19 protein-coding genes are annotated in these 22,701 nt (G+C 73.4%); 13 read left to right on the plus strand and 6 right to left on the minus strand.

Features of this window, described 5'->3' with window-relative positions; all coding sequences use genetic code 11:
* Positions 1-130 precede the first annotated feature (130 nt).
* On the plus strand, positions 131-1,312 hold the full coding sequence (gene sucC, locus ACZ7N4_RS08680; protein WP_471355299.1) for an ADP-forming succinate--CoA ligase subunit beta: 1,182 nt from the start codon (positions 131-133) through the stop codon (positions 1,310-1,312).
* A 27-nt stretch (positions 1,313-1,339) separates the two neighbouring features.
* Positions 1,340-2,224 (plus strand): succinate--CoA ligase subunit alpha, encoded by an 885-nt coding sequence (gene sucD / locus ACZ7N4_RS08685; RefSeq protein ID WP_361481037.1) that lies wholly within the window; start codon positions 1,340-1,342, stop codon positions 2,222-2,224.
* A gap of 280 nt (positions 2,225-2,504) precedes the next feature.
* Here the strand turns inward: sucD and ACZ7N4_RS08690 are convergent, their stop codons facing one another.
* On the minus strand, positions 2,505-3,662 hold the full coding sequence (locus ACZ7N4_RS08690; protein ID WP_471355302.1) for an RNA polymerase sigma factor: 1,158 nt from the start codon (positions 3,660-3,662) through the stop codon (positions 2,505-2,507).
* On the opposite strand from ACZ7N4_RS08690, the gene ACZ7N4_RS08695 reads away from it, so the two are divergent.
* Positions 3,609-5,495 (plus strand): cell division protein PerM, encoded by a 1,887-nt coding sequence (locus ACZ7N4_RS08695; RefSeq protein ID WP_471356146.1) that lies wholly within the window; start codon positions 3,609-3,611, stop codon positions 5,493-5,495. The genes ACZ7N4_RS08690 and ACZ7N4_RS08695 overlap by 54 nt on opposite strands.
* 6 nt (positions 5,496-5,501) lie before the next feature.
* On the opposite strand, the gene ACZ7N4_RS08700 is transcribed toward ACZ7N4_RS08695, so the two are convergent.
* Complete coding sequence (locus ACZ7N4_RS08700; RefSeq protein ID WP_471355304.1) at positions 5,502-6,599, minus strand: hypothetical protein; 1,098 nt, start codon at positions 6,597-6,599, stop codon at positions 5,502-5,504.
* 295 nt (positions 6,600-6,894) lie between these two features.
* On the opposite strand from ACZ7N4_RS08700, the gene purN reads away from it, so the two are divergent.
* Entirely contained in the window at positions 6,895-7,533 is a 639-nt protein-coding gene (gene purN / locus ACZ7N4_RS08705) for a phosphoribosylglycinamide formyltransferase (protein WP_471355306.1), read from the plus strand.
* The gene (purH, locus tag ACZ7N4_RS08710; protein ID WP_471355308.1) at positions 7,530-9,092 is read left to right on the plus strand and encodes a bifunctional phosphoribosylaminoimidazolecarboxamide formyltransferase/IMP cyclohydrolase; all 1,563 of its coding nucleotides are present in this window, start codon (positions 7,530-7,532) and stop codon (positions 9,090-9,092) included. The genes purN and purH overlap by 4 nt, the downstream gene beginning before the upstream one ends.
* Before the next feature lie 230 nt (positions 9,093-9,322).
* Here the strand turns inward: purH and ACZ7N4_RS08715 are convergent, their stop codons facing one another.
* Positions 9,323-9,928 carry a hypothetical protein gene (locus ACZ7N4_RS08715; RefSeq protein ID WP_471355310.1) on the minus strand — a complete coding sequence of 202 codons (606 nt, stop codon included), beginning with the start codon at positions 9,926-9,928 and terminating at the stop codon, positions 9,323-9,325.
* A gap of 270 nt (positions 9,929-10,198) precedes the next feature.
* Here ACZ7N4_RS08715 and ACZ7N4_RS08720 point away from each other — a divergent pair, with 270 nt between their 5' ends.
* From ACZ7N4_RS08720 to ACZ7N4_RS08745, 6 genes are all read left to right on the plus strand, one after another.
* Complete coding sequence (locus ACZ7N4_RS08720) at positions 10,199-11,053, plus strand: bifunctional methylenetetrahydrofolate dehydrogenase/methenyltetrahydrofolate cyclohydrolase (RefSeq protein WP_189298337.1); 855 nt, start codon at positions 10,199-10,201, stop codon at positions 11,051-11,053.
* Positions 11,043-11,546, plus strand: a complete 504-nt coding sequence (locus ACZ7N4_RS08725; RefSeq protein ID WP_471355312.1) for a DUF3017 domain-containing protein — start codon at positions 11,043-11,045, stop codon at positions 11,544-11,546. Before ACZ7N4_RS08720 ends, ACZ7N4_RS08725 begins: the two co-directional genes overlap by 11 nt.
* A 214-nt stretch (positions 11,547-11,760) precedes the next feature.
* Positions 11,761-12,930: a sensor histidine kinase gene (locus ACZ7N4_RS08730; protein ID WP_471355314.1), complete on the plus strand. Its 1,170-nt coding sequence runs from the start codon at positions 11,761-11,763 to the stop codon at positions 12,928-12,930.
* A 36-nt stretch (positions 12,931-12,966) separates the two neighbouring features.
* Positions 12,967-13,632, plus strand: a complete 666-nt coding sequence (locus ACZ7N4_RS08735) for a response regulator (RefSeq protein WP_471355316.1) — start codon at positions 12,967-12,969, stop codon at positions 13,630-13,632.
* Positions 13,633-13,734: 102 nt separating this feature from the next.
* On the plus strand, positions 13,735-15,276 hold the full coding sequence (locus tag ACZ7N4_RS08740) for a helix-turn-helix domain-containing protein (RefSeq protein WP_471355318.1): 1,542 nt from the start codon (positions 13,735-13,737) through the stop codon (positions 15,274-15,276).
* A gap of 402 nt (positions 15,277-15,678) precedes the next feature.
* Entirely contained in the window at positions 15,679-16,668 is a 990-nt protein-coding gene (locus tag ACZ7N4_RS08745) for a malate dehydrogenase (protein WP_471355320.1), read from the plus strand.
* A 248-nt stretch (positions 16,669-16,916) separates the two neighbouring features.
* Here ACZ7N4_RS08745 and ACZ7N4_RS08750 read toward each other — a convergent pair whose 3' ends face one another.
* Both ACZ7N4_RS08750 and ACZ7N4_RS08755 read right to left on the minus strand, forming a co-directional pair.
* Positions 16,917-17,735 (minus strand): serine hydrolase domain-containing protein, encoded by an 819-nt coding sequence (locus ACZ7N4_RS08750; RefSeq protein WP_471355322.1) that lies wholly within the window; start codon positions 17,733-17,735, stop codon positions 16,917-16,919.
* Between the two features lie 62 nt (positions 17,736-17,797).
* Positions 17,798-19,198, minus strand: a complete 1,401-nt coding sequence (locus ACZ7N4_RS08755; RefSeq protein ID WP_471355324.1) for an MFS transporter — start codon at positions 19,196-19,198, stop codon at positions 17,798-17,800.
* Positions 19,199-19,299: 101 nt separating this feature from the next.
* Between ACZ7N4_RS08755 and ACZ7N4_RS08760 the strand changes: the two genes are divergently transcribed.
* Entirely contained in the window at positions 19,300-20,220 is a 921-nt protein-coding gene (locus tag ACZ7N4_RS08760; protein ID WP_471355326.1) for a LysR family transcriptional regulator, read from the plus strand.
* Here the strand turns inward: ACZ7N4_RS08760 and ACZ7N4_RS08765 are convergent.
* Positions 20,203-20,943 (minus strand): hypothetical protein, encoded by a 741-nt coding sequence (locus tag ACZ7N4_RS08765; RefSeq protein WP_471355328.1) that lies wholly within the window; start codon positions 20,941-20,943, stop codon positions 20,203-20,205. The two genes, ACZ7N4_RS08760 and ACZ7N4_RS08765, sit on opposite strands and share 18 nt — an antisense overlap.
* Positions 20,944-21,143: 200 nt before the next feature.
* Here ACZ7N4_RS08765 and ACZ7N4_RS08770 point away from each other — a divergent pair, with 200 nt between their 5' ends.
* Positions 21,144-22,664, plus strand: coding sequence for an aldehyde dehydrogenase family protein (locus ACZ7N4_RS08770; RefSeq protein ID WP_471355330.1), 1,521 nt, complete (start codon positions 21,144-21,146; stop codon positions 22,662-22,664).
* The last annotated feature ends 37 nt before the right edge of the window (positions 22,665-22,701 follow it).

Here is a 22,701-nt window from a genome sequence, read left to right on the forward strand (position 1 = left end):
TGCGAGACGGACATGCCGCGCGCTCGGACACCGTGTGCGCCTCCCTTGTGACAAGCGGACGTCACGTTGCCCTTCGCGGCACGCCCACGCATCCAACGAACCGCGAGATCACTGATAGGGACGGAAGCGCGTGGACCTGTTCGAGTACCAGGCGAGGGACCTCTTCGCCAAGCACGATGTACCGGTGCTGGCCGGTGAAGTCATCGACACGCCTGAGGCGGCGCGCGAGATCACCGAGCGTCTGGGCGGCAAGTCCGTCGTCAAGGCGCAGGTGAAGGTCGGTGGTCGCGGCAAGGCCGGCGGTGTCAAGCTGGCCGCCACCGCGGACGAGGCCGTCGCCCGCGCGACGGACATCCTCGGCATGGACATCAAGGGCCACACGGTCCACAAGGTCATGATCGCCGAGACCGCTCCGGAGATCCTCGAGGAGTACTACGTCTCCTTCCTCCTCGACCGTGCGAACCGCACCTTCCTCTCCATCGCCTCCGTAGAGGGCGGCGTGGAGATCGAGGAGGTGGCGGCCACCCGCCCGGAGGCCGTCGCCAAGACCGCGATCGACCCGATCGACGGTGTGGACGAGGCCAAGGCCCGCGAGATCGTGGAGGCCGCCAAGTTCCCGGCCGAGGTCGCGGACAAGGTCGTCAACGTCCTGGTCAAGCTGTGGGACACCTTCATCAAGTCGGACGCCCTCCTGGTCGAGGTCAACCCGCTCGCGAAGGTCGCCTCCGGCGAGGTCATCGCCCTCGACGGCAAGGTGTCGCTGGACGACAACGCCGAGTTCCGCCACCCCGAGTACGAGGAGCTCCACGACAAGGCCGCCGCCAACCCGCTCGAGGCGGCCGCCAAGGAGAAGGGCCTCAACTACGTCAAGCTCGACGGCGAGGTCGGCATCATCGGCAACGGCGCCGGTCTCGTCATGAGCACCCTGGACGTCGTCGCGTACGCCGGTGAGAACCACGGCGGCGTGAAGCCCGCCAACTTCCTGGACATCGGTGGTGGCGCCTCCGCCCAGGTGATGGCGAACGGCCTGGAGATCATCCTGGGCGACCCGGACGTCAAGTCCGTCTTCGTCAACGTCTTCGGCGGCATCACCGCCTGCGACGAGGTCGCCAACGGCATCGTCCAGGCCCTGAAGCTCCTGGAGGACCGCGGCGAGAAGGTCGAGAAGCCGCTCGTCGTCCGCCTCGACGGCAACAACGCCGAGCTGGGCCGGAAGATCCTCACCGACGCCAACCACCCGCTGGTGCAGCGCGTCGACACCATGGACGGCGCGGCCGACAAGGCCGCCGAGCTGGCCCACGCCGCCAAGTAAGCACTCAGGACGAGGACACAACACACCATGGCTATCTGGCTCAACAAGGACAGCAAGGTCATCGTCCAGGGCATGACCGGCGCCACGGGCATGAAGCACACCAAGCTCATGCTCGGTGACGGCACTCAGGTCGTGGGCGGCGTGAACCCGCGCAAGGCGGGTCAGACCGTGGACTTCGACGGCACCGAGGTACCCGTCTTCGGGACCGTCAAGGAGGCCATCGAGAAGACCGGCGCCAACGTCTCCGTCATCTTCGTGCCGGAGAAGTTCACCAAGGACGCGGTCGTCGAGGCCATCGACGCCGAGATCCCGCTGGCCGTCGTGATCACCGAGGGCATCGCCGTGCACGACACGGCCGCCTTCTGGTCGTACGCCGGCAAGAAGGGCAACAAGACCCGGATCATCGGCCCGAACTGCCCCGGCATCATCACCCCGGGCCAGTCGAACGTCGGCATCATCCCGGGCGACATCACCAAGCCGGGCCGCATCGGTCTGGTGTCGAAGTCCGGCACGCTGACGTACCAGATGATGTACGAGCTGCGGGACATCGGCTTCTCCACCGCCGTCGGCATCGGTGGCGACCCGATCATCGGCACCACGCACATCGACGCCCTGGCCGCGTTCCAGGACGACCCCGACACCGACCTGATCGTGATGATCGGTGAGATCGGCGGCGACGCCGAGGAGCGCGCGGCCGCGTTCATCAAGGAGAACGTGACCAAGCCGGTCGTCGGCTACGTCGCGGGCTTCACCGCGCCCGAGGGCAAGACCATGGGCCACGCCGGCGCCATCGTCTCCGGCTCCTCCGGCACCGCCCAGGCCAAGAAGGAGGCCCTGGAGGCCGCGGGCGTCAAGGTCGGCAAGACCCCGACCGAGACCGCCAAGCTCGCCCGCGAGATCCTGAGCGCCTGAGGATCAGCGCCTGAGCGCCTGAGCGCCTGAGCGCCTGAGCGCCTGAGCGCCTGAGCGCCTGAGCGTCTGGGCGTCTGGGCGTCGGAGGTGCAACGCCTGACGTCCGAGCTTCGCGGCTCCGCCGTCTGAGCGTCGCAGCTCGCCGTCGGCAGGCCGGTCCCGCCACGGGTAGGCCCGTCCCTTCGCCGGGACGGGCCTACCGGCGTTCCGGGGCCCCGCTGCTCACGTGCCGCCCACGCCCGGTGCACACAGCGCCGGCCCCCTCACTGCGCCCGCCCCCTCACCGCCCCTCTGGGAACACCCGCTCCGGGCCGCTCGACTCCGAGCGGTGCAGCTTGGCGCGCAGGGCCAGCTCCGACCGGGACAGCGGTCCCAGGCCGGCCGGTGGCGGGACCCCCTGCACCGCCTGGGCCGGGGCCACCGGGGCCTCGTAGCGGGTCGGCGCCGTGCGCAGCGTGAGGGCCGTCGCGCCGATGATCGTGACGGTGAAGGCGATGGCGGCCCGGGTCCAGAAGACGTTCCGGCGTTCGCACCCGGTGCGCACCAGCGTCGGCCCGGTCGCGCGCAGGTGCTCGGCCGAGGCCAGTTCGCGCAGTCGGCGGTGCAGCTCGGCGGGGTCGGCCAGTTCCGGCAGCCGCGCGGCCACCGCCTCGCGCGCGTGGGTCAGCCGGTTGGCGGCGGCCGGGGTGCTCGCCTCCGTCTCCGCCGCGGTCTCCGGCAGGTCGAGCCCCACCCCGTCGTACAGGACGAGCGTGCGCCGGTACGGGGCCGGCAGCCCGAGCAGCGTGTGCAGCAGTTCCCAGTGGGCCGGGTCGGCGGGCGGGGGTTCCGGGGACCGGTGGCGGGGGCGGAAGCGGTGCCAGGGGGAGAGGGCGCAGTCGTACGCCACCGCCCGTACCCAGCCGGCCGGGTCCCGGTCCCGGGCCACCTCCGGCCAGCGCTGCCAGGCCAGCTGGAAGGCCTGCTCCACGGCCTCGCGGGCCAGTTCCCGGCGCCCGGTGAGCAGATAGGTCTGCCGTACGAGGGCGGGGGCGCAGAACGCGTACAGCGCGTCGAAGGCCTGAGCGGGCGTCAGGCTCACCAGTTCCGAGCATTGCTGAGAGGCCGTCGGCTCGGGGCTCTGTGTCGTCGTCACCATGCACCCTTCCGTACGAAAAAGAACATAAACGTATATTGAGCGACACAGCGGGGGTTCGCCTGTTACGACGGGAAAGCGCGTGTCGTTGGGAGCATGGCGTGCGTGATCCAGATGACCGCTCGCCGCCCGTCGTCCCCGCCCCTGCTCTCCCGGATGCGCGACCGCTCGCCCGGACTCGGCGCCGGCCTGCTGGGCGGTGCCGTCGCGGCCGGACTGGGCCTCGCCTCCTTCGCGGTGCTCGTGATGATGCTGTGGGTCAGCTCGCCGTACCCGGACAGCGGACCGGACGGGGCGCTGCACATCGCCGCCGCCCTGTGGCTGCTGGCGCACGGCGTGGAACTGGTCCGCACCGACACGCTCTCCGGCGTGCCGATGCCCGTCGGCGTCACCCCGCTGCTGCTGCTCGCCCTGCCGCTGTGGCTGGTGTACCGGGCGGCGCGGGACGCCACCGAGGCGTCGGCCGAGCCGGACGGCCCTCCGCCGGTACGGGCGCGCACCGCGTGGACGGGCGTGGTCCTCGGCTATCTGGGTGTGGGCGCCGCCGCGGCGCTGTACTGCTCCAGCGGCGAACTGCGCCCGCAGTGGACCGGGGTGACGGTGTGTCTGCCCCTCCTCGCGGCGAGCGCGGCCGGCGCCGGGGCCTGGTCGGCGCACGGCCGTCCGCACCAGCCCCTGCGCCGCGTGCTGGGGGCGCTGCCGGGTCCGGTGCGGCGGCTGGTGTTCGGCACGGACGCACGGGCCCGGCTGGGTGCGGCCGTACGCGCCGCCGGTGCCGCGACGACGGTGCTCTTCGGGGGCGGCGCGCTGCTGGTCGGGGTGTCCCTGGTGTGGCACGGCGAGCCGGCGCGGGCGTCCTTCCTGCAGCTGACCGAGGGCTGGACGGGACGCTTCGCGGTGCTGCTGCTCGGCATCGCCCTGGTTCCCAACGCCGCGGTCTGGGCCGCGTCCTACGCGCTCGGCCCCGGTTTCCTCCTCGGCGCCGGGCACCTGGTCGACCCGCTCGCCTCCGACCCCGCGCCGCTGCTGCCGCCGTTCCCGCTGCTGGCCGCGGTGCCGGACCCGGGTGCCGGTACGCCCCAGAACTGGGCGGCGGGCGTGATCCCGGCGGTGGCCGGGATGACGGCGGGGTGGTTCGTGGCGCGGGCGGCCGTACGGCGGGAGTCCGGCGCGCCGGCGCGGGCCCGCTGGTCGGCCGGCCGGACCGCAGGGGTGGTGCTGCTGACGGCACTGTTCTGCGCGGCGGCACTCGCCCTGCTCGCCGAACTGGCGGGCGGCCCGCTGGGCGTGGCCGCGCTGGCCCGCCTCGGCCCGATGTGGTGGCGGACCGGGGGCGCGGCCGGTGCCTGGACGCTGGTCTTCGCGCTGCCGGTGGCACTGGGCGCGCGGGTCTGGAGGCTGCGCGGCCGGCGCCGGCACTCCGAGGGCCTCCCGGCGCAGGGCATGGAGACGGCGGGTGGGGCGGCGGGTACGGCCCCGAAGGGGACGCGGGGCGGGAAGGCGGCGGCCGGGACGACGACGGCGGCAGCGGTTACGGCACCCTCGGCACCCTCGGCGGCTACGGAAGCGGCTACCGCCGCAGAGGAGACGTCGTCGTCTGCGGAGGCGCTGTCCGCGGAGTCGTCGTCTGCGCAGGCGCTGTCCGCGGAGGCGTCGGCTGGGGAGCCGGTGGCCGGGACGTCGGCGGCTGGGGAGTCGGTGGGGAAGTCAGCCCGGGCGGGTGAGCGGAAAGGCGCCGGAGCGGGGGCGGCCACGGTGCCGGACGCGGAGCCGGCCGACGACGGAAGCGCGTCCCATCTCTCGTTGCGGGGGAGGAGCAGGAACGCCGGCAAGGGGGGTACGCCCGTCCGGGCGGGGGTCGCGGGCGGGGCGGGATACGCGGCCGAGGAGGAACCGTACGAGGCACTCCCCGCCGAGGACGCGTTCCCGTCCATGTTCCCGGCGCGCTTCCCGGCCTCGTTCACCGAGCCGTTCCCCGCCGGCTGGCACGACGACGTCGCCCGGGCCTCCCGCTGGGCGGCCCTGAAGGAGGCGGCGGCCACCGAGCCTCAGCCCGGCGCGGACCCAGGCACGAGCCCGGGCACGGATACGGGCCCGGACTCCCGCCCCGATCCGCGTCCGGACTCCGGTGAGTGAGCGACCTCAGCCGTTCTCGACGCCCAGTACGCCGCGCAGCTCCCGGGGCAGCAGGGTCTCGCAGGACTGCTTGGCCTCGTGGGTGAGGGCGTCGTCCACACAGGTGTAGTAGTCGCGGTACACGAGCTGGACGGTGAACGTCGACGCCACCAGGACCAGGGCCAGGGACGCCGTGACCAGGCCGCTGACAGCCGCTGTCGTCTGGGGCCTGCCGGGCGCGGCCGCCGGGGCGTCCGGGGCCGGTCGGCGCGGCTTGGCACGCAGCGCGCTGCTGCCCCAGTACAGGGCCAGCGCGCCCAGGAGCAGCGCTACGTAGGGCCAGCTGAACAGGGCGAAGAAGACCGCCCACATGCCGGAGAGCAGGGCGTACCGCGCGCGGCGCTGGGCCGGGTCCGTCGGGTCCCAGCGCATGCCGGGGCCGGCCGGTCCGCCGGGCCCCTGCGGGCCACCGCCCGGCCGCTCGCCGAAGCCGCCGGGGGAGCGCCCGGGCTGCTGGTCACTCCACTGACCGCCCCAGGGAGAGCCGCCACCCGGTCCCTGACCGTCACCGGTCCCCTGCCCGTTGCCGGGCCACTGACCGCCCCCCTGTCCCTGGCCGTTACCCGGCCACTGACCGCCACCGTGCCCCGGACCGTGTCCCTGACCCTGACCCGGACCGTGTCCCTGTCCCTGTCCCTGGCCGTGTCCCTGACCCTGTCCGTGTCCCTGACCGTGCCACTGCCCGGGACCGGCGCCATACCCCGGACCCGATCCGTACCCCCGACCCGATCCGTACCCCGGACCCCAGCCCGCACCCTGCCCCTGGCCCGCGCCCCCGGGATGGCGCGGCTGCCACGGACGGTCCGGCGCATCCTCCGGCGGCGGCGCGAACGGATTGTCGTCCTGCCGCCGACCGCCGCTCCCGGAGCCGCCTCGCCCCGCACCGTCCGAGCCGCCCCGCCCGGAACCACCCGGGGCGCCCGCTCCGGAACCCCCGGCGGATCCGCCCCGGGGGGAGTCCGTCGGCGGGGAGGTCGGGCGCTCCCGCAGCAGGGCTGCGCCGGCCTCGCCCCCCTGGGCCGGGCGCGGCGGGAACGTGAGGAGTCGCAGGCTGCGATCGGGCATCAAAAGAGCGTCTTCCCCTAGGTGACTACGGCAGTCCGTCATGAGCTTCCACCCCGTGAACGCACCGCACGGCCACCGCGTTCCCGAGGATGCTCCTTCGTGACTCCTCGCGAACGCTACCGTCCGGCCGGACACCCGTCCCGAGGGGCCCTTCCCGAGTGCCGGTATCGTTGCTGGCGGTCGGCCGCTTCGTAGACTTCCCCGTATAACGGGGCGCGAAGCATTCGTACGACTGTACAAACCGCCCGGTCGGCGACGGCCGTGCACGGATCGCAACCCGAGAAAGGGCCCCATCGTGGCCGCCACCACCCCTGGCCCAGCGGTCAAGCGCCTCGTCGTGCTGGTCTCCGGATCCGGTACCAACCTGCAGGCGCTCCTGGACGAGATCGCCGCCGTCGGCGCCGAGGCGTACGGCGCCCAGGTCGTGGCCGTCGGCGCGGACCGCGACGGCATCGAGGGGCTGGCCCGCGCCGAGCGCGCCGGGATCACCACCTTCGTGTGCAGGGTGAAGGACCACGGCTCCCGTGAGGAGTGGGACGCCGCGCTCGCCGGAGCCGTGGCCGCCCACCAGCCCGACCTCGTCGTCTCCGCCGGCTTCATGAAGATCGTGGGCAAGGAGTTCCTGGCCCGCTTCGGCGGACGCTTCGTGAACACCCACCCCGCCCTGCTCCCCAGTTTTCCCGGCGCCCACGGCGTCCGTGACGCGCTCGCGTACGGCGCCAAGGTCACCGGCTGCACCGTCCACTTCGTTGACGACGGCGTCGACACCGGCCCGATCATCGCGCAGGGCGTGGTCGAGGTCCGGGACGAGGACGACGAGAGCGCGCTGCACGAGCGCATCAAGGAAGTCGAGCGAAGGCTGCTCGTAGAGGTCGTGGGGCGGCTCGCCCGCAACGGCTATCGCATTGAGGGACGAAAGGTAGTTATCCAGTGACCGCCGAGAGCAACAAGCGGGCCATCCGTCGCGCGCTCGTCAGCGTCTACGACAAGACCGGGCTGGAGGAGCTGGCCCGCGGGCTGCACGAGGCCGGTGTGGAGCTGGTCTCCACCGGTTCCACGGCCGGCCGGATCGCCGCCGCCGGTGTCCCCGTCACCAAGGTCGAGGAGCTGACCGGCTTCCCCGAGTGCCTGGACGGCCGGGTGAAGACCCTGCACCCGAAGGTGCACGCGGGCATCCTCGCCGACCTGCGTCTGGACAGCCACCGCGAGCAGCTCGCCGGGCTGGGCGTGGAGCCGTTCGACCTGGTCGTCGTCAACCTCTACCCGTTCCGGGAGACCGTCGCCTCCGGTGCCTCGCCCGACGAGTGCGTCGAGCAGATCGACATCGGCGGCCCCTCGATGGTCCGCGCCGCCGCCAAGAACCACCCGTCCGTCGCCGTGGTCACCAGCCCGCAGCGGTACGCCGACGTCCTCACCGCGGTGAAGGACGGCGGCTTCGACCTCGCCGCCCGCAAGCGCCTGGCCGCCGAGGCCTTCCGGCACACCGCCGAGTACGACATCGCCGTCGCCTCCTGGTTCGCCTCCGCGTACGCCCCCGCCGACGACTCCGCGTTCCCCGAGTTCATCGGCACCACCCTGGAGCGCGCGCACACCCTGCGCTACGGCGAGAACCCGCACCAGCCCGCCGCCCTCTACACCTCCGGCGAGGGCGGACTCGCGGCCGCCGAGCAGCTGCACGGCAAGGAGATGTCGTACAACAACTACACGGACACGGACGCCGCCCGCCGTGCCGCGTACGACCACGACGAGCCCTGTGTCGCGATCATCAAGCACGCCAACCCCTGCGGCATCGCGGTCGGCGCGGACGTCGCCGAGGCGCACCGCAAGGCGCACGCCTGCGACCCGGTCTCCGCGTACGGCGGTGTGATCGCCGTCAACCGGCCGGTCAGCAAGGAGATGGCCGAGCAGGTCGCGGAGATCTTCACCGAGGTCATCGTGGCCCCGGACTACGAGGAGGGCGCGCTGGAGGCCCTCACCAAGAAGAAGAACATCCGCGTGCTGCGCTGCCCCGACGCCCCGGCCCACCCGGTCGAGGTCAAGCCGATCGACGGCGGCGCGCTGCTCCAGGCCGCCGACCGGCTCCAGGCCGACGGCGACGACCCGGCCAACTGGACGCTGGCGAGCGGTGAGGCGCTGAGCGCGGACGAGCTCCGGCAGCTCGCCTTCGCCTGGAAGGCCTGCCGCGCGGTGAAGTCCAACGCGATCCTGCTCGCCAAGGACGGCGCCTCGGTCGGCGTCGGCATGGGCCAGGTCAACCGCGTCGACTCCTGCAAGCTGGCCGTCGAGCGGGCCGGCGAGGAGCGGGCCCGGGGCGCCTACGCGGCCTCCGACGCCTTCTTCCCCTTCCCCGACGGCCCCGAGATCCTCATCGGCGCCGGTGTCCGGGCGATCGTCCAGCCGGGCGGCTCGATCCGGGACGAGCAGGTCGTGGAGGCCGCCAAGAAGGCGGGCGTGACCATGTACTTCACGGGCACGCGCCACTTCTTCCACTGATCCCGCCGAGCGGCCCCGCCGCCTCCGTATGGTCCCGCCCGTCCTCCGACGGGCGGGACCACGCCTTTGCGTACGGCCGCTCCCACGCGGGCGCCACCCAAGCCCTGTTCGTCACCGAGAAGGCCGTCGCCAAGCGCATCGGCGACCGTCCGGCCCGGGAAACACACCGGGCCGCACCCCGTCCGGACGGACGGAACGCGGCCCTGGAGTGTGCAGGCGCCCCCCGCGGCTCAGTACCGCGGGCGGTTGAACCAGGCGGAGGCCGAGCTGGTGACCATCGACGCGAGGATGATGCCGGCGATCGCCAGCGAGATCAGGCCGCCGAAGGTGGCGGAACCGTTGCCGCCGCTCACCATGTTGCTGATGCCGCCGAGGATCATCAGTGCCGCGTAGACGATCGTGGTGACGCGGATGCCGTTGCCACCGTTCTTGAACTTCACGCCCAGGAAGATCGACAGCGCGCCCAGCGCCAGCAGCAGACCCACCAGGAGGAATCCGAGACCGGCCAGGCCGTCGGTGCTGTCGCCGGAGCCGACCCCGTTGGACACGTCCTGGGCAGCGCCGATGAGGGCGCCCACGAGCAGGCCGAACAGGAGCTGGAAGCCGGCCAGGACGAACAGCAGCACCCGCGCCGTCTTCATCAGGCCGGGCATCTCCATCGGGACGCCGTAGCCGGGCTGCCCGAGCGGCGGGGCGGCCGGGTAGCCGTAACCGGGCTGGCCCTGCGGGGCGGCCGGGTAGCCGTACCCCGGCTGGCCCTGCGGCTGCTGCGGCGGGTAACCGGGCTGCTGGCCCTGCGGCGCACCGTAGGGGTTGTTGGGGTCGCCAAAGCTCATGGCGGTCTTCCTCCGTTTGCTCAAGTGCGGGGACGACGCGCAGCACGGTTCGGAGGAAAGTTCTACAGATGCGGTCCGTCCCCCCGGCACTGCCCGCGGCACTGTGTGCTCATCGTTCTTTAACAGGCTCTTACTTGTCCAGCCGGAAGGTCGGGTGTTGTGCAAGTGCAACATCGCTGATCATGCTGTGACATCGGCTGTGACGTCCGCCGTGGGATCGGGGGACACCCGGATTGGAACCGGGGCCGGGTCATCCGCGAGGATGGGACCATGACCGCCCAGATTCTCGATGGCAAGGCCACCGCAGCCGAGATCAAGTCCGATCTGACCGCCCGCGTGGCGGCGCTGAAGGAGAAGGGCGTCACGCCCGGCCTCGGCACGATCCTGGTCGGGGACGACCCCGGCAGCCAGAAGTACGTCGCCGGCAAACACCGCGACTGCGCCCAGGTGGGCATCGCCTCCATCCAGCGCGAGCTGCCGGCCACCGCCACCCAGGAGGAGATCGAGGCGGTCGTCCGCGAGCTGAACGAGGACCCGGCCTGCACCGGTTACATCGTCCAGCTGCCGCTGCCCAAGGGCATCGACGAGAACCGCGTCCTGGAGCTGATGGACCCGGCCAAGGACGCCGACGGCCTGCACCCGATGAACCTGGGCCGCCTGGTCCTGAACGAGCCGGCCCCGCTGCCCTGCACCCCCAACGGCATCCTCACCCTGCTCCGCCGCCACGGCGTGGAGATCAAGGGCGCCGAGGTCGTGGTCGTCGGCCGCGGTGTCACCATCGGCCGCCCGATGCCGCTGCTGCTCACCCGGCGCAGCGAGAACGCCACCGTCACCCAGTGCCACACCGGCACCCGTGATCTCTCCGCCCACCTGAAGCGGGCCGACATCGTCATCGCGGCGGCCGGCTCCCCGCACCTGATCCGCGCCGAGGACGTCAAGCCGGGCGCGGCCGTCCTGGACGTCGGCGTCTCCCGGAACGCCGAGGGCAAGATCGTCGGCGACGTCCACCCGGACGTGACCGAGGTGGCCGGCTGGATCTCCCCGAACCCCGGCGGTGTCGGCCCGATGACCCGGGCGCAGCTGCTGGTCAACGTGGTCGAGGCGGCGGAGCGCAGTGCCGGCTGAGGACACCCGCGGGCAGGACACCCGGGAACAGGACACCCGCGAGCAGGCGGAACCGACCGTGCGTGACGCCGTGAGCGCCCCGGACGCGCAGGGACGCCCGCGCCGCGTCACCCGCCGCTTCCCGCTGTTCACGAGGGACACCGCCCGACCGGAGGGCGGCGGCCGGGCCGCGGCCGGCGACGCCCCGGCGCCCGCCCGTCAGTGGCCCATGCTGGTGGTGCTGTCGGCGGTCGCCCTCGGCCTGCTGCTGACCGCGCTCGACATGCTCCGCATCGGCACCCTCCTGATAGGCGCCGCCCTGCTGGCCGGCGCGGTGCTGCGCTGGATGCTGCCGAGCGTCGGCATGCTCGCCGTCCGCTCCCGCTTCACGGACATCGCCACCTACGGCGTCCTCGGCCTGGTGATCTCCCTGCTCGCGCTGATGATCCAGCCCGACCCGCTGCTGAAGATGCCGTTCCTGAAGGACATCCTGCACTTCACACTCGCCAAGTAGCGTGCCGCGTACGGCAGGTGGCCCGCGCCTCCCCCGGGGACGCGGGCCACCGCCGTATCCCCCTCTCCGACGCTACGGCCGCCCGTCGCGCGCCGCCTCCGCCCCCGGGTTGAACGGCCGTACCACCGTGCGCGGTAGTCGCCCGGGCGCTGCAACTTCCGCGGTACTCCGCCGGTTGACTGCGGGGCACGAGCATGGGGGCTACCCTGCGGCGATGCGACTGAGGACCCCCCGCCCGCTGGTCGTGGACGCGCTGATCGCGGTGGCGATGACCGTGGTGGCCGTTCTGCTCGGACAGGAGTCCCGGTCACAGGGATGGCCGGAACTCGACGCCCGCGCCTACGCCCTCGTCGCGCTCGCCCACCTCCCGGTCGCCCTGCGCGGCCGCGGCCCCCTGATCGTCTTCGCCGTCGTCGAGGCCGCCGCGGCCGCCTTCGTCACCCTCGGCTACTGGCCGGTGGTGTGCACCTTCGGCGCCATGCTCGCCCTGTACACGGTGGCCTCGGTCCGCCCGGTGCGCACCGCCCTGGCCTGCGCCGGCTGCCTGGCCGCGCTCTGGGTCTACGCCGGCGTGGTCAGCCACAGCCCGTCCATGGCCTCCGTGTTCGGGCAGGCCGTGCTGTACTGCTCGGTGCTGGTCTGGTTCGGGCACCTGGCCCGCCGTACCGCCGAACTCACCCGGCGGCTGCGCGCCGAACAGGCCGAGCGGGCCCGGCGAGCGGTCGCCGAGGAACGCGGCCGGATCGCCCGCGAACTGCACGACGTCGTCGCCCACCACATGTCGGTCATCTCCGTGCAGGCCGGCCTCGCCCGGTTCGTCTTCGACTCCGACCCCGGCAAGGCGCGCGGCGCGCTCGGCACCATAGCGGACACCAGCGGCGAGGCCCTGGAGGAGCTGCGCCGCATGCTCCAGGTGCTGCGCGAGGAGGACCCCGAGGCCCCCCAGCGGGCCCCCATGCCCACCCTGGCCCGGCTCGGCGAGCTCGTGGACCGGGTCCGGGCCGGCGGCCTGCCCGTGGACCTCGCCGTCGAGGGCACCGCCCGCCCGCTGCCGCCCGGCGTCGAACTGTGTGCCTACCGCGTCGTCCAGGAGGCCCTCACCAACGCCCTCAAACACGCCGGTCCCGCACACGCATGCGTCGAACTCCGTTACGGATCACACGAGTTGACCGTCCGGGTCACCGACGACGGCGAGGGCGCCGATCCGGCCAGAGTGCCGACAGGCAGTGGCCATGGCTTGATCGGCATGCGCGAGCGGGCCAAGCTCTACGGTGGGACGATCAGCGTCGGCCCACGCTCCGAGGGCGGCTACCAGGTCCGGCTGACCCTGCCGACCTCGGCCGCCGAACGCGGCCGAGGGGGTGCCCCGGACGCGGAGCGGTGACGGTCGACGCACGGCCGAGGGGGACGACCGTACGGAATGACCAGAGTGCTCGTCGTGGACGACCAGTTCCTCATCCGCGCCGGACTCGTCGGCCTGCTGGACGCCGCGCCCGGTTTCGAGGTGGTGGGCGAGGCGGGGGACGGCGAGGAGGCGGTACGGCTCGCCGCCGAAACCCGTCCCGATGTCATCCTCATGGACATCCGGATGCCCGGTGTGAACGGCATCGAGGCCACCGAACGGATCCTCGCCCAGGCCGCCGACCGCCCGCCCCGGGTCCTCGTGCTGACCACCTTCGACCTGGACGAGTACGTGTACGGGGCACTGCGCGCCGGAGCCTCCGGGTTCCTGCTGAAGGACTCCGGCCCCGAGCGGCTGCTGGCGGCGGTCACGGCGGTCGACGGCGGTGACGCGCTCTTCGCGCCCAGTGTCACCCGGCGCCTGGTGGAGGCCTTCGCCCGGCAGCAGGAACCCGCCGACACCGCGCCCCCGCCCGACCTGGGCGTCCTCACCTCGCGCGAGGTGGAGGTCCTCAAGCTCACCGCCCGCGGCCTGTCCAACCTGGAGATCGCCGACCGCCTGTACATCAGCGAGGCCACCGTCAAGACCCACCTCAACCGCACCATGACCAAGCTCGACCTGGGCAGCCGGGCGCAGGCGGTGGTGCTGGCGTACGAGACCGGACTGGTCACCCCGGGCGGCTGACCACCCGCTCCGGTGCGCCGCCCCTTCCGGAACTGGGATCCTTGGTCAGCGCACAACGCGCGGCAAGGAACACGGGGGAAGAAGGGGAAGAGGGGGTAGGCGATGCCTCGCTGGAAGGCCCTGCCGGGGGATCTGGAACCGCAGATCAAGGAGTTCACCGGCCAGTTGCGGGAGTTGGTGGACCGCAGTGGCCTGGGCATCGCGGCTCTGGCCGACCGCACGGGCTACAGCAGGACGTCCTGGGAGCGGTACCTGGACGGCCGGCTGCTCGCGCCCAAGGGCGCGGTCATCGCACTCGCCGAGGCCACCGGCGGTCACACCGGCCACCTGACCACCCTGTGGGAGCTGGCCGAACGCGCCTGGAACCGGGCGGAGTCGCGTCACGACCACACGATGGACGCCCTCCGCGTGGCGCAGGCCCGGGCGGCCCTCGGCGACCTGGCGGCAGCGGCGGGGGAGGGTGCGTCCGCGAGGGCGGGGGGCCGTGCCGGCACGGCGGCGGGGACCGCCCGTCCCGCCGGTGACCCCCCGACGGCCCCGGCGCAGCCGGCGATCCCGGCCCAGCCGACGGGCTCGGACGCCGACGTCCGGGACAGCGTGCCGCGCGGCAAGGGCAGCGGGGACGGCGATTCCCGTACCGGCTCCACTCCTGCCGACGCTCCCCCCAGGAACTCCTGGGGCCTGGCGGGCTACCGGGGCCCGTCCCAGGCGAGCGCCCGCCCGGCACCCCGCCCCGCGGCCGGCGGCCCCGGCACCGGAACGGGCCGTGCGGACATCTCCTGGGGCCGCGCCGACACGCCGCCGGGCCGCGTCGACGCCCTTGCGGGCCGCGCCGACACCTCCCGGGGTGCCGACGCCCTTCCCGGCCGTGCCGGCACTCCGTCGGGCCGTGCGGACACGCCGCCGGGCCGTGCCGGCACCCCTGCGAGCCCTGCCGGCACTCCTGCGAGCCCTGCCGGCACTCCTGCGAGCCCTGCCGGCACCCCGCCCGCCGGCGCCGAGACTCCGCCGGGCCTCGCCGGCGCCCCCTCCGCACCCACCGGCACCCGAGGCACGCCCGCCCGCACCCCAGACGCCCCCGCCCGCACCTCCGACGCCGGCGCTCCCCAGGGCGCCCGGTCACCGGCCCCGTCGGGCCGGTGGCGCGTGGAGCGGCAACAGGTGGTGATGTTCCTGGCGGGGCTGGTCGGCGTCGGCGCGCTCATCGCGGGGGTGTTCCTCTTCACCCACCGGGGCGGCGACGGCCACGAGAGCGCGGGCGCCGGGAAGGCGGCCGCACCGTCGGCGTCGTCCCGGACCAGCCCGCCCCCCGGCGTGAGGTGCACCGGCACCGCCTGCACCGGCAAGGACGCGGAGGCCATGGGCTGCAGCGGCGAGCTGGTGACCACCGCCAAGACCGCCACCGTCGGCACCACCACCCTGGAGGTCCGCTACAGCAAGGCGTGCGGCACGGCCTGGGGCCGGATCACCGGCGGCTCACCGGGCGACACCGTGCGGGTGACCGTGGGCAGGGCCCGGCAGGCGGGCGACATCACGGCCGCCGGCGACACCATCGGCTACACCCCGATGGTCGCCGTGGGGAACCCCGCGCGGGCCCGGGCGTGCGCCACGCTCGCCACCGGCCAGACGGGTTGCACGGAGTGACGCGCGGGCCTGGCGGCGCGAAGTGAAGGGCGGAACGAAAAGAGGTGGGGGAAATTCCGCTCGCCGCGCATAGCCGGCCGGAATCCTGGGCACGCGAAACGTACCCCCACGGGAGTCCGGCAAGCCGGTACCCCCCATCGGCGGCCGCCTCCGTCCCACCTCTCCCGGACGGGCGGCCGCCTTTCCCGTTCCCCTCTCCGTGCCCTTCTCCCGCGCCCTTCGCGCCCCGCTCCGGCGGCGATACGTCCCTGCTGATCCCCTTGTGGGGTGAGCCACACGGCCCCGCACGTCTCACCTGCCGGATGCGCGATAGCCTGACCGCTGATCTCTCTTGATGCCAAGAGATCGATCATCCGCCCGGGGCAGGGACGCCCCACCGCCAGCTGTCATACGGAGAACGCCATGACCCGCACTCCCGTGAACGTCACCGTCACCGGCGCGGCCGGCCAGATCGGTTACGCCCTGCTCTTCCGCATCGCCTCCGGCCAGCTGCTCGGCGCGGACGTGCCGGTCAAGCTGCGCCTGCTGGAGATCACCCCGGCGCTGAAGGCCGCCGAGGGCACGGCCATGGAGCTGGACGACTGCGCGTTCCCGCTGCTCCAGGGCATCGAGATCACCGACGACCCGAACGTCGCCTTCGACGGCGCGAACGTAGCCCTGCTGGTGGGCGCCCGCCCGCGCACCAAGGGCATGGAGCGCGGTGACCTGCTGGAGGCCAACGGCGGCATCTTCAAGCCGCAGGGCAAGGCCATCAACGACCACGCCGCGGACGACATCAAGGTCCTCGTCGTCGGCAACCCGGCCAACACCAACGCCCTCATCGCCCAGGCCGCCGCGCCGGACGTCCCGGCCGAGCGCTTCACCGCGATGACCCGCCTGGACCACAACCGCGCGCTGACCCAGCTGGCGAAGAAGACGGGCTCGACGGTCGCCGACATCAAGCGGCTCACCATCTGGGGCAACCACTCCGCCACCCAGTACCCGGACATCTTCCACGCCACGGTCGCCGGCAAGAACGCCGCCGAGGTCGTGAACGACGAGAAGTGGCTGGCCGAGGACTTCATCCCGACCGTCGCCAAGCGCGGTGCCGCGATCATCGAGGCCCGTGGGGCGTCCTCCGCCGCCTCCGCCGCCAACGCCGCCATCGACCACGTGTACACGTGGGTCAACGGCACCGCCGAGGGCGACTGGACCTCCATGGGCATCCCGTCGGACGGCTCCTACGGCGTTCCGGAGGGCCTGATCTCCTCCTTCCCGGTCACCTGCAAGGACGGCAAGTACGAGATCGTCCAGGGCCTGGACATCAACGAGTTCTCCCGCGCCCGCATCGACGCCTCCGTCCAGGAGCTGGCGGAGGAGCGCGAAGCGGTCCGCGGTCTCGGCCTCATCTGATCCGACGCCCCGGCCGATCCGACGTGGTGTCACCCGGCGCCGGTGCGCTATAGTTGATCACGCACCGGCCGCCGGGAAACCGGCACCAGGTGATGCGTTGGTGGTCCAAGGAAAGACGCCCCGCTTCCTGCGGGGAGATGCAGGTGCAAGGCCTGCCCGGCGCTCCACACACGAGGTCCCCTCCCGCGATCGCGGGAGGGGACCTCGTCGTATCGGGGCCTGAGGGGCCTGAGGTCCGTGAGGGGTCCTCAGGGGGCCATCAGCCGTACGGCGGTGCGGTCCGTGTCCTCCGACCGTCCGCCCAGCCGGTGGACCACCACCCAGCGCCCGTCCGCCATCGCCCCGGCGAACACCGACGCGTCACCGGTGGCGCCGTTGTGCCAGCGCAGCGCACCCGCCGTCCGCCAGCTGACGGCCGGCTCGCCCAGCCGCCGCTCCACCAGCAGCCGTACGACGAGGTCGGCGACGGCGCGGGGCGTGGCCCACAGCCCGCCCGCCGGGAGGATCGCCCCGTCCATCGTCCAGGGCCTGCGGCGGGTGCCGGGCAGCAGCCCGGGCGCCGTCAGTCGCCGTCCGGCGGGCGGACGGGCCGTCACCTCGCCGACCTCCAGCGGGCGCAGGACGTGGGTCTCCAGCAGTTCCTCGTAGCCGGCCCCGCCCGCCGCCGCCAGGGCCGCGCCGAGGACGGCGTACCCCAGGTTGGAGTACTCCTCGTCCCCCGGCGGGCGTACGGCGAGGCTGTCCAGGCCGCGTACCAGCCGCAGCAACTCCGCCCGGTCGAAGCCCGCGTACGGGTCCCGGCGCCCGACGCGGGGCGGCAGCCGGGGGAGTCCGGAGGTGTGCCGCGCGAGGCCGAGCAGCGTGATGCCCGTGCCGGGCGGCGCCGGGAGCCACCGTTCGACGGGGTCGTCGAGACGGACCGTGCCCGCCTCCGCGAGCCGGGCGAGCAGCGTGCCGGTGAACGCCTTCGTCAGGGACCCGATCTCGACGTAGCGGTCCACCGCGTGCCCGCCGCTGGTCCGGGGCGGGCACGCGTCGCTCAGTACACAGGTCGGGATACGGCTCACCGGAGGTCCTTTCTCGGTCGTCGTCCGCATTCTGCGGTGCCGGCCGGGACCCGCCGACGGGTTCAGGCCGCCGGCTCCTTGACCGCCGGCGCCCCCGAAGCCGTAGGGGACGTGCGGCGGGCGGCCGGGCGGAAGCCGGCCACCACCAGGGCCGTCGCCAGCAGGACCACCACGCCGACCGTCCGCAGCGCGGGCCCCATCCCGCCCGCGAAGTCGGCGTGGCCCGCCAGCGCCGTACCCGCGACGGCGACACCGAGGGCGGCACCGATCTCCCGCGCCGAAGTGCCGAGCCCGGAGCCGAGGCCCGCCTGGTGCGGCGGGAGCGAGACCACCACGCCCAGGGTGAGGGCGGGCATGGCCAGGCCGGTGCCGGCCGAGATGACCAGCAGCCAGCAGGCGTACAGCGGGTAGGGGGTGCCCGCGTCCGCCGTGGACGCGGCGAGCAGGCCGAGGCCGATCAGCGCCAGCCCGGCGCCGACGACCGGACGCGGACGCGCCGACCAGCGGGCCGCGAACTTCGGCACCAGGGCCATGCCGACGATCAGCGGCACGATCGCGACCCCGGTGAGCGCGGGTCCAAAACCCTTGACCTCCTGGAGGTACTGCGAGTTGACGAAGAACAGCGCGAACAGGCCGAAGAAGCCGGTCGCCAGGCCCAGCGTGCTCGCGCGCAGCCCGGCGGCACGGAAGACGCGCGGGTCGAACAGCGGGGCGCGGGAGCGCAGGGCGTGGACGGTGAACGCCGCCACCAGCAGCGCGCCCGCCCCGAACGCGGTGAGGATGCGCGCCGAGGCCCAGCCCCGGCCGGGGCCCTCGATGATGCCGAACAGCACGGCGACCAGGCCCGCGGTGAGCAGCAGGGTGCCGACCGGGTCCGGGCTGCCCTGCGCGGAGCGGCCGGTGCGCGGGGTGGTCACCGCGACCGCGGCGGCGAGCACGGCCGCCAGCGGCACCATCGCGGCGAACAGCGCCCGCCAGGACAGGTACTGGCCGACCAGACCGCCGCCCAGGTTGCCGGCCATGCCGCCCAGCCCGATGGCCAGCGTCCAGGACGCCATCGCCTGGGCCCGCCGCTCGGGTCCGGCCAGCCGCACCAGGATCGACATCGTCGCCGGGGTGATCAGCGCGGCCCCGGCCCCGGACACGCCCCGGCCGGCGATCAGCAGCGCCGGTCCGGCCGCGAGCGCGCTGGTCGTGGCGCCCGCGGCGAAAAGGGCCAGACCGCACAGCAGGGCGCCCTTGCGGCCGTACCGGTCGCCGAGCGCGCCCGCCGGGATCAGCAGGCCCGCGAAGACGATGACGTAGGCGTCGACCGTCCACAGGACCTGGGTGTGCGAGGGGTGCAGACCGGACGAGGCCAGCTGCGGGATCAGCAGGTTGATGGCGGCGACCATGCTCTGCGCGACCAGCACACAGGCGCACAGGGTCAGCAGGGTCGAGCGTTTCAGGGCGTGCGCGGGCACGGCTCCTCCCCCGGAGCTTGGAAGTGGTGTGGGATGCGCTCTCACCGTAGGCTCGCCCCTGACCTGCTTTCCAGTGCAACCTTCGCAAGGAACACCTGCACATGACGCAATCCACGGGCCTGGACCTGAACCTGCTGGTCGCGCTGGACGTGCTGCTGGAGGAGGAGAGCGTGCAGGGCGCCGCCCGGCGGCTGCACCTGTCCGAGCCGGCGATGAGCCGCACCCTCGGCCGGATCCGCAGGGCGCTCGGCGATCCGGTGCTGGTCCGCGCCGGCCGGCGGATGGTGCCGACCCCGCGCGCGCTCGCCGTACGCGCCGAGGTCAGCGCGGTAGTGGAGCGGGCCCGCGCCCTGTTCGCACCGGGCCGTGACACCGACCTGCGCGAGGTGACCCGCACCTTCACGATCATGGGCCACGACGCCATCGCCGCCACCCATGGCGCCGCCCTCTTCGCCCGCGCCGCCCGCGAGGCACCCGGCATCCGCCTGCGCTTCCTGAGCGAGAGCCACGTGGACGCGCCGTTCCTGCGCCAGGGCACCGCCGACCTGGAGGTCGGGGTGATCGACACGGCCGCGCCCGAGGTGCGGGTGGAGACGGTGTACGAGGACCGCATGCTCGGCGTCGTCCGCGCCGGACATCCGCTGCTGGAGGGTGAGGTGACGCCCGAGCGGTTCGCCGGGGCGGCCGGGCACCTCGTCGTGTCCCGGCGTGGCAGGCAGCACGGGCCGATCGACGACGCCCTCGCCGAACTGGGCCTGGAGCGGCGGGTGGTGGGCAGCGTCGGCACCTACCCGGCCTCGCTGTTCGTGCTGCGCGAGACCGATCTGATCGGGCTGGTCAGCCGGTGGGGCCGTCCGCTGGCCGACATGCTCGGCCTGGTCGCGTTCGAGATCCCGCTCCGGCTGCCGTCGGTCCGGCTCGGTTTCGCCTGGCATCCGCGCCACGACGCCGACCCGGCCCATGCCTGGCTGCGCGACTGCGTACGGGAGTTGATGCGGGACGAGTCAGCCCGGCTGTCCTGACTCCTTCTCCAGGTCCGAGAGGTCCACCGACTCACGCGGACCGGGGGTGCCGGACGGCACCGGCTTGCCGTAGCCGGAGACGCCCGCCGTCCTGTCGGTGCCGTCGCCCTTCTGGTCGGACCTGATCAGCAGGTGCGGGCGGTCCACCGTGATGAACACCGTGGTCGGGACGCCCTCCTCCTCGCCGCGCAGCCGGTACACGTCCGTGCCGTCGAGCGTGGTCCGTCCGTCGCTGGAGGTCACGTCCACGGTGACGTCCCTCTGGAAGGCCTTCAGGTCGCAGGCGTCGGCGAAGCCCTTGAAGGCGCTCTCGTTCGTGGTGCCGTGCACGTAGCGGTCGTGGACGAGGTCGGCCGCCTCGCTCTCGTCGCCCGGCAGCTGGGACTTCCAGTAGTTCCGGTCGGCCTTCATCCACACCTCGTCGCCGCGCTTGACGATGTCGAAGGTGCCGCCCTTCGCGCCCATCCGGAAGGAGGCGACGCAGTCGCCCCGGCGGTCCAGGGTCATGTCCATCCAGGCGAGCTTGTCGCGGCTGCCGGACGCGGTCCGGTCCGTCAGCGTCAGCCGGAGCGAGTCGGCGTCCCGCAGGTTCCGCTGCGCCTCCCGGCCGAGTGCACGGGCCTGGGGATCACCGCTGTCATCCGCCGCGGCCGCCGTGCCCAGGGCCGGGGAGAGGGCCAGAAGCACGCTCACCCCCGCGCAGATCAGGGATCTCCGGGCCATCCCGCACCTCCGTGATCGCCGCAAGCGCCCCTCTACAGCGTAATTTCGCCCGATTTCTCCCGCATTTTCAGTGACGCAGCGCACTTTCGGCCACCGATTCCGCATGCAACGCGAAGGGCCTGGGCAGGCGGCGACGGTCCCCACGCGAGGCACCCCTGTCACGTAAGGGCACGGAACAGGAACGGAAGGCAACACCGATCATGGCGGACAGAACGGAACGACAGGTCCAGGCGACCATCCACGCGGGCGGCGAGTGGCTCACGGCGGTCTCCGGCGCGACCCGGGAGATCCTCGACCCCGCGGACGCCCGGCCGTTCGCCGTGGTCGCCGAGGGCGACGAGAAGGACGCCGAGCGTGCGGTGGCCGCCGCCCGGCAGGCCTTCGACCACGGCCCCTGGCCCGGCACCCCGGTCGCCGAACGCGCCGCGCTGCTGCGCCGCGTCGCCGACCTCCTGGTGCGCGACCGCGAGGAACTCGGCCTGCTGGAGAGCCGGGACGCGGGCAAGACCGTCGAGGAGGGCCGCGTCGACATCGACTGCGTCGCCGACGCCTTCCGCTACTTCGCCGACCTGGTCGCCGCCGAGGCACCCGGCCGGGTCGTCGACGCGGGCTCGCCGGACATCCACAGCGTGGTCGTCCACGAACCGGTCGGCGTCTGCGCGCTGATCACCCCCTGGAACTACCCGCTGCTCCAGGCCAGCTGGAAGATCGCCCCGGCGCTCGCCGCCGGCAACACCTTCGTGATCAAGCCCAGCGAGATCACCCCGATGACGACGATCGCCCTGATCGGACTGCTCGCCGAGGCCGGCCTGCCCGCGGGTGTGGCCAACCTCGTCACCGGCCCCGGCCACACCGTCGGCGCCCGGCTCGCCGAGCACCCCGACGTCGACCTGGTCTCCTTCACCGGCGGCCTGGCCAGCGGCACCAAGGTGGCCCAGGCCGCCGCGCCCACCGTCAAGAAGGTCGCGCTCGAACTCGGCGGCAAGAACCCCAACGTCGTCTTCGCCGACGCCTGCGCCACCGACGAGGGCTTCGACACCGCCGTCGACCAGGCCCTCAACGCGGCCTTCATCCACAGCGGCCAGGTCTGCTCGGCCGGCGCCCGCCTCATCGTCGAGGAGTCCGTCAGGGAGCGCTTCGTCACCGAACTCGCCCGGCGCGCCCAGCGGATCAGGCTCGGCCGCAGCACCGAGGACGGCGTCGAGTGCGGCCCCCTCGTCTCCGAACAGCAGCGCGCCAAGGTCGAGGCGTACGTCGCCTCCGCGCTCGCGGAGGGTGCCGTGCTCCGCTGCGGCGGCAAGCGGCCCGAACCCTCCGACGTGCGGCCGGAGTCCGGCTGGTTCTACGAGCCGACCGTCCTCGACGCCTGCCACCGCGAGATGCGGGTGGTCCGCGAGGAGGTCTTCGGCCCGGTCCTCACCGTCGAGACCTTCCGGACCGAGGAGGAGGCGGTCGCGCTGGCCAACGACACCGAGTACGGCCTCGCGGGCGCCGTGTGGAGCGCCGACGCCTCCAAGGCCCGCAGGGTCGCCGCCCGGCTGCGGCACGGCACCGTCTGGATCAACGACTTCCACCCCTACCTGCCGCAGGCGGAGTGGGGCGGCTTCGGCAAGAGCGGCACCGGGCGCGAACTGGGTCCCGCCGGGCTCGCCGAGTACCGGGAGACCAAGCACGTCTACCAGAACCTCGCCCCGAAGCCCGTCCGCTGGTTCGCCGGCTGATCCCCGGGCCCCCGCGACCACCGGTACCGGCCGATCC

This window comes from Streptomyces sp. NPDC107654 (assembly GCF_055639035.1).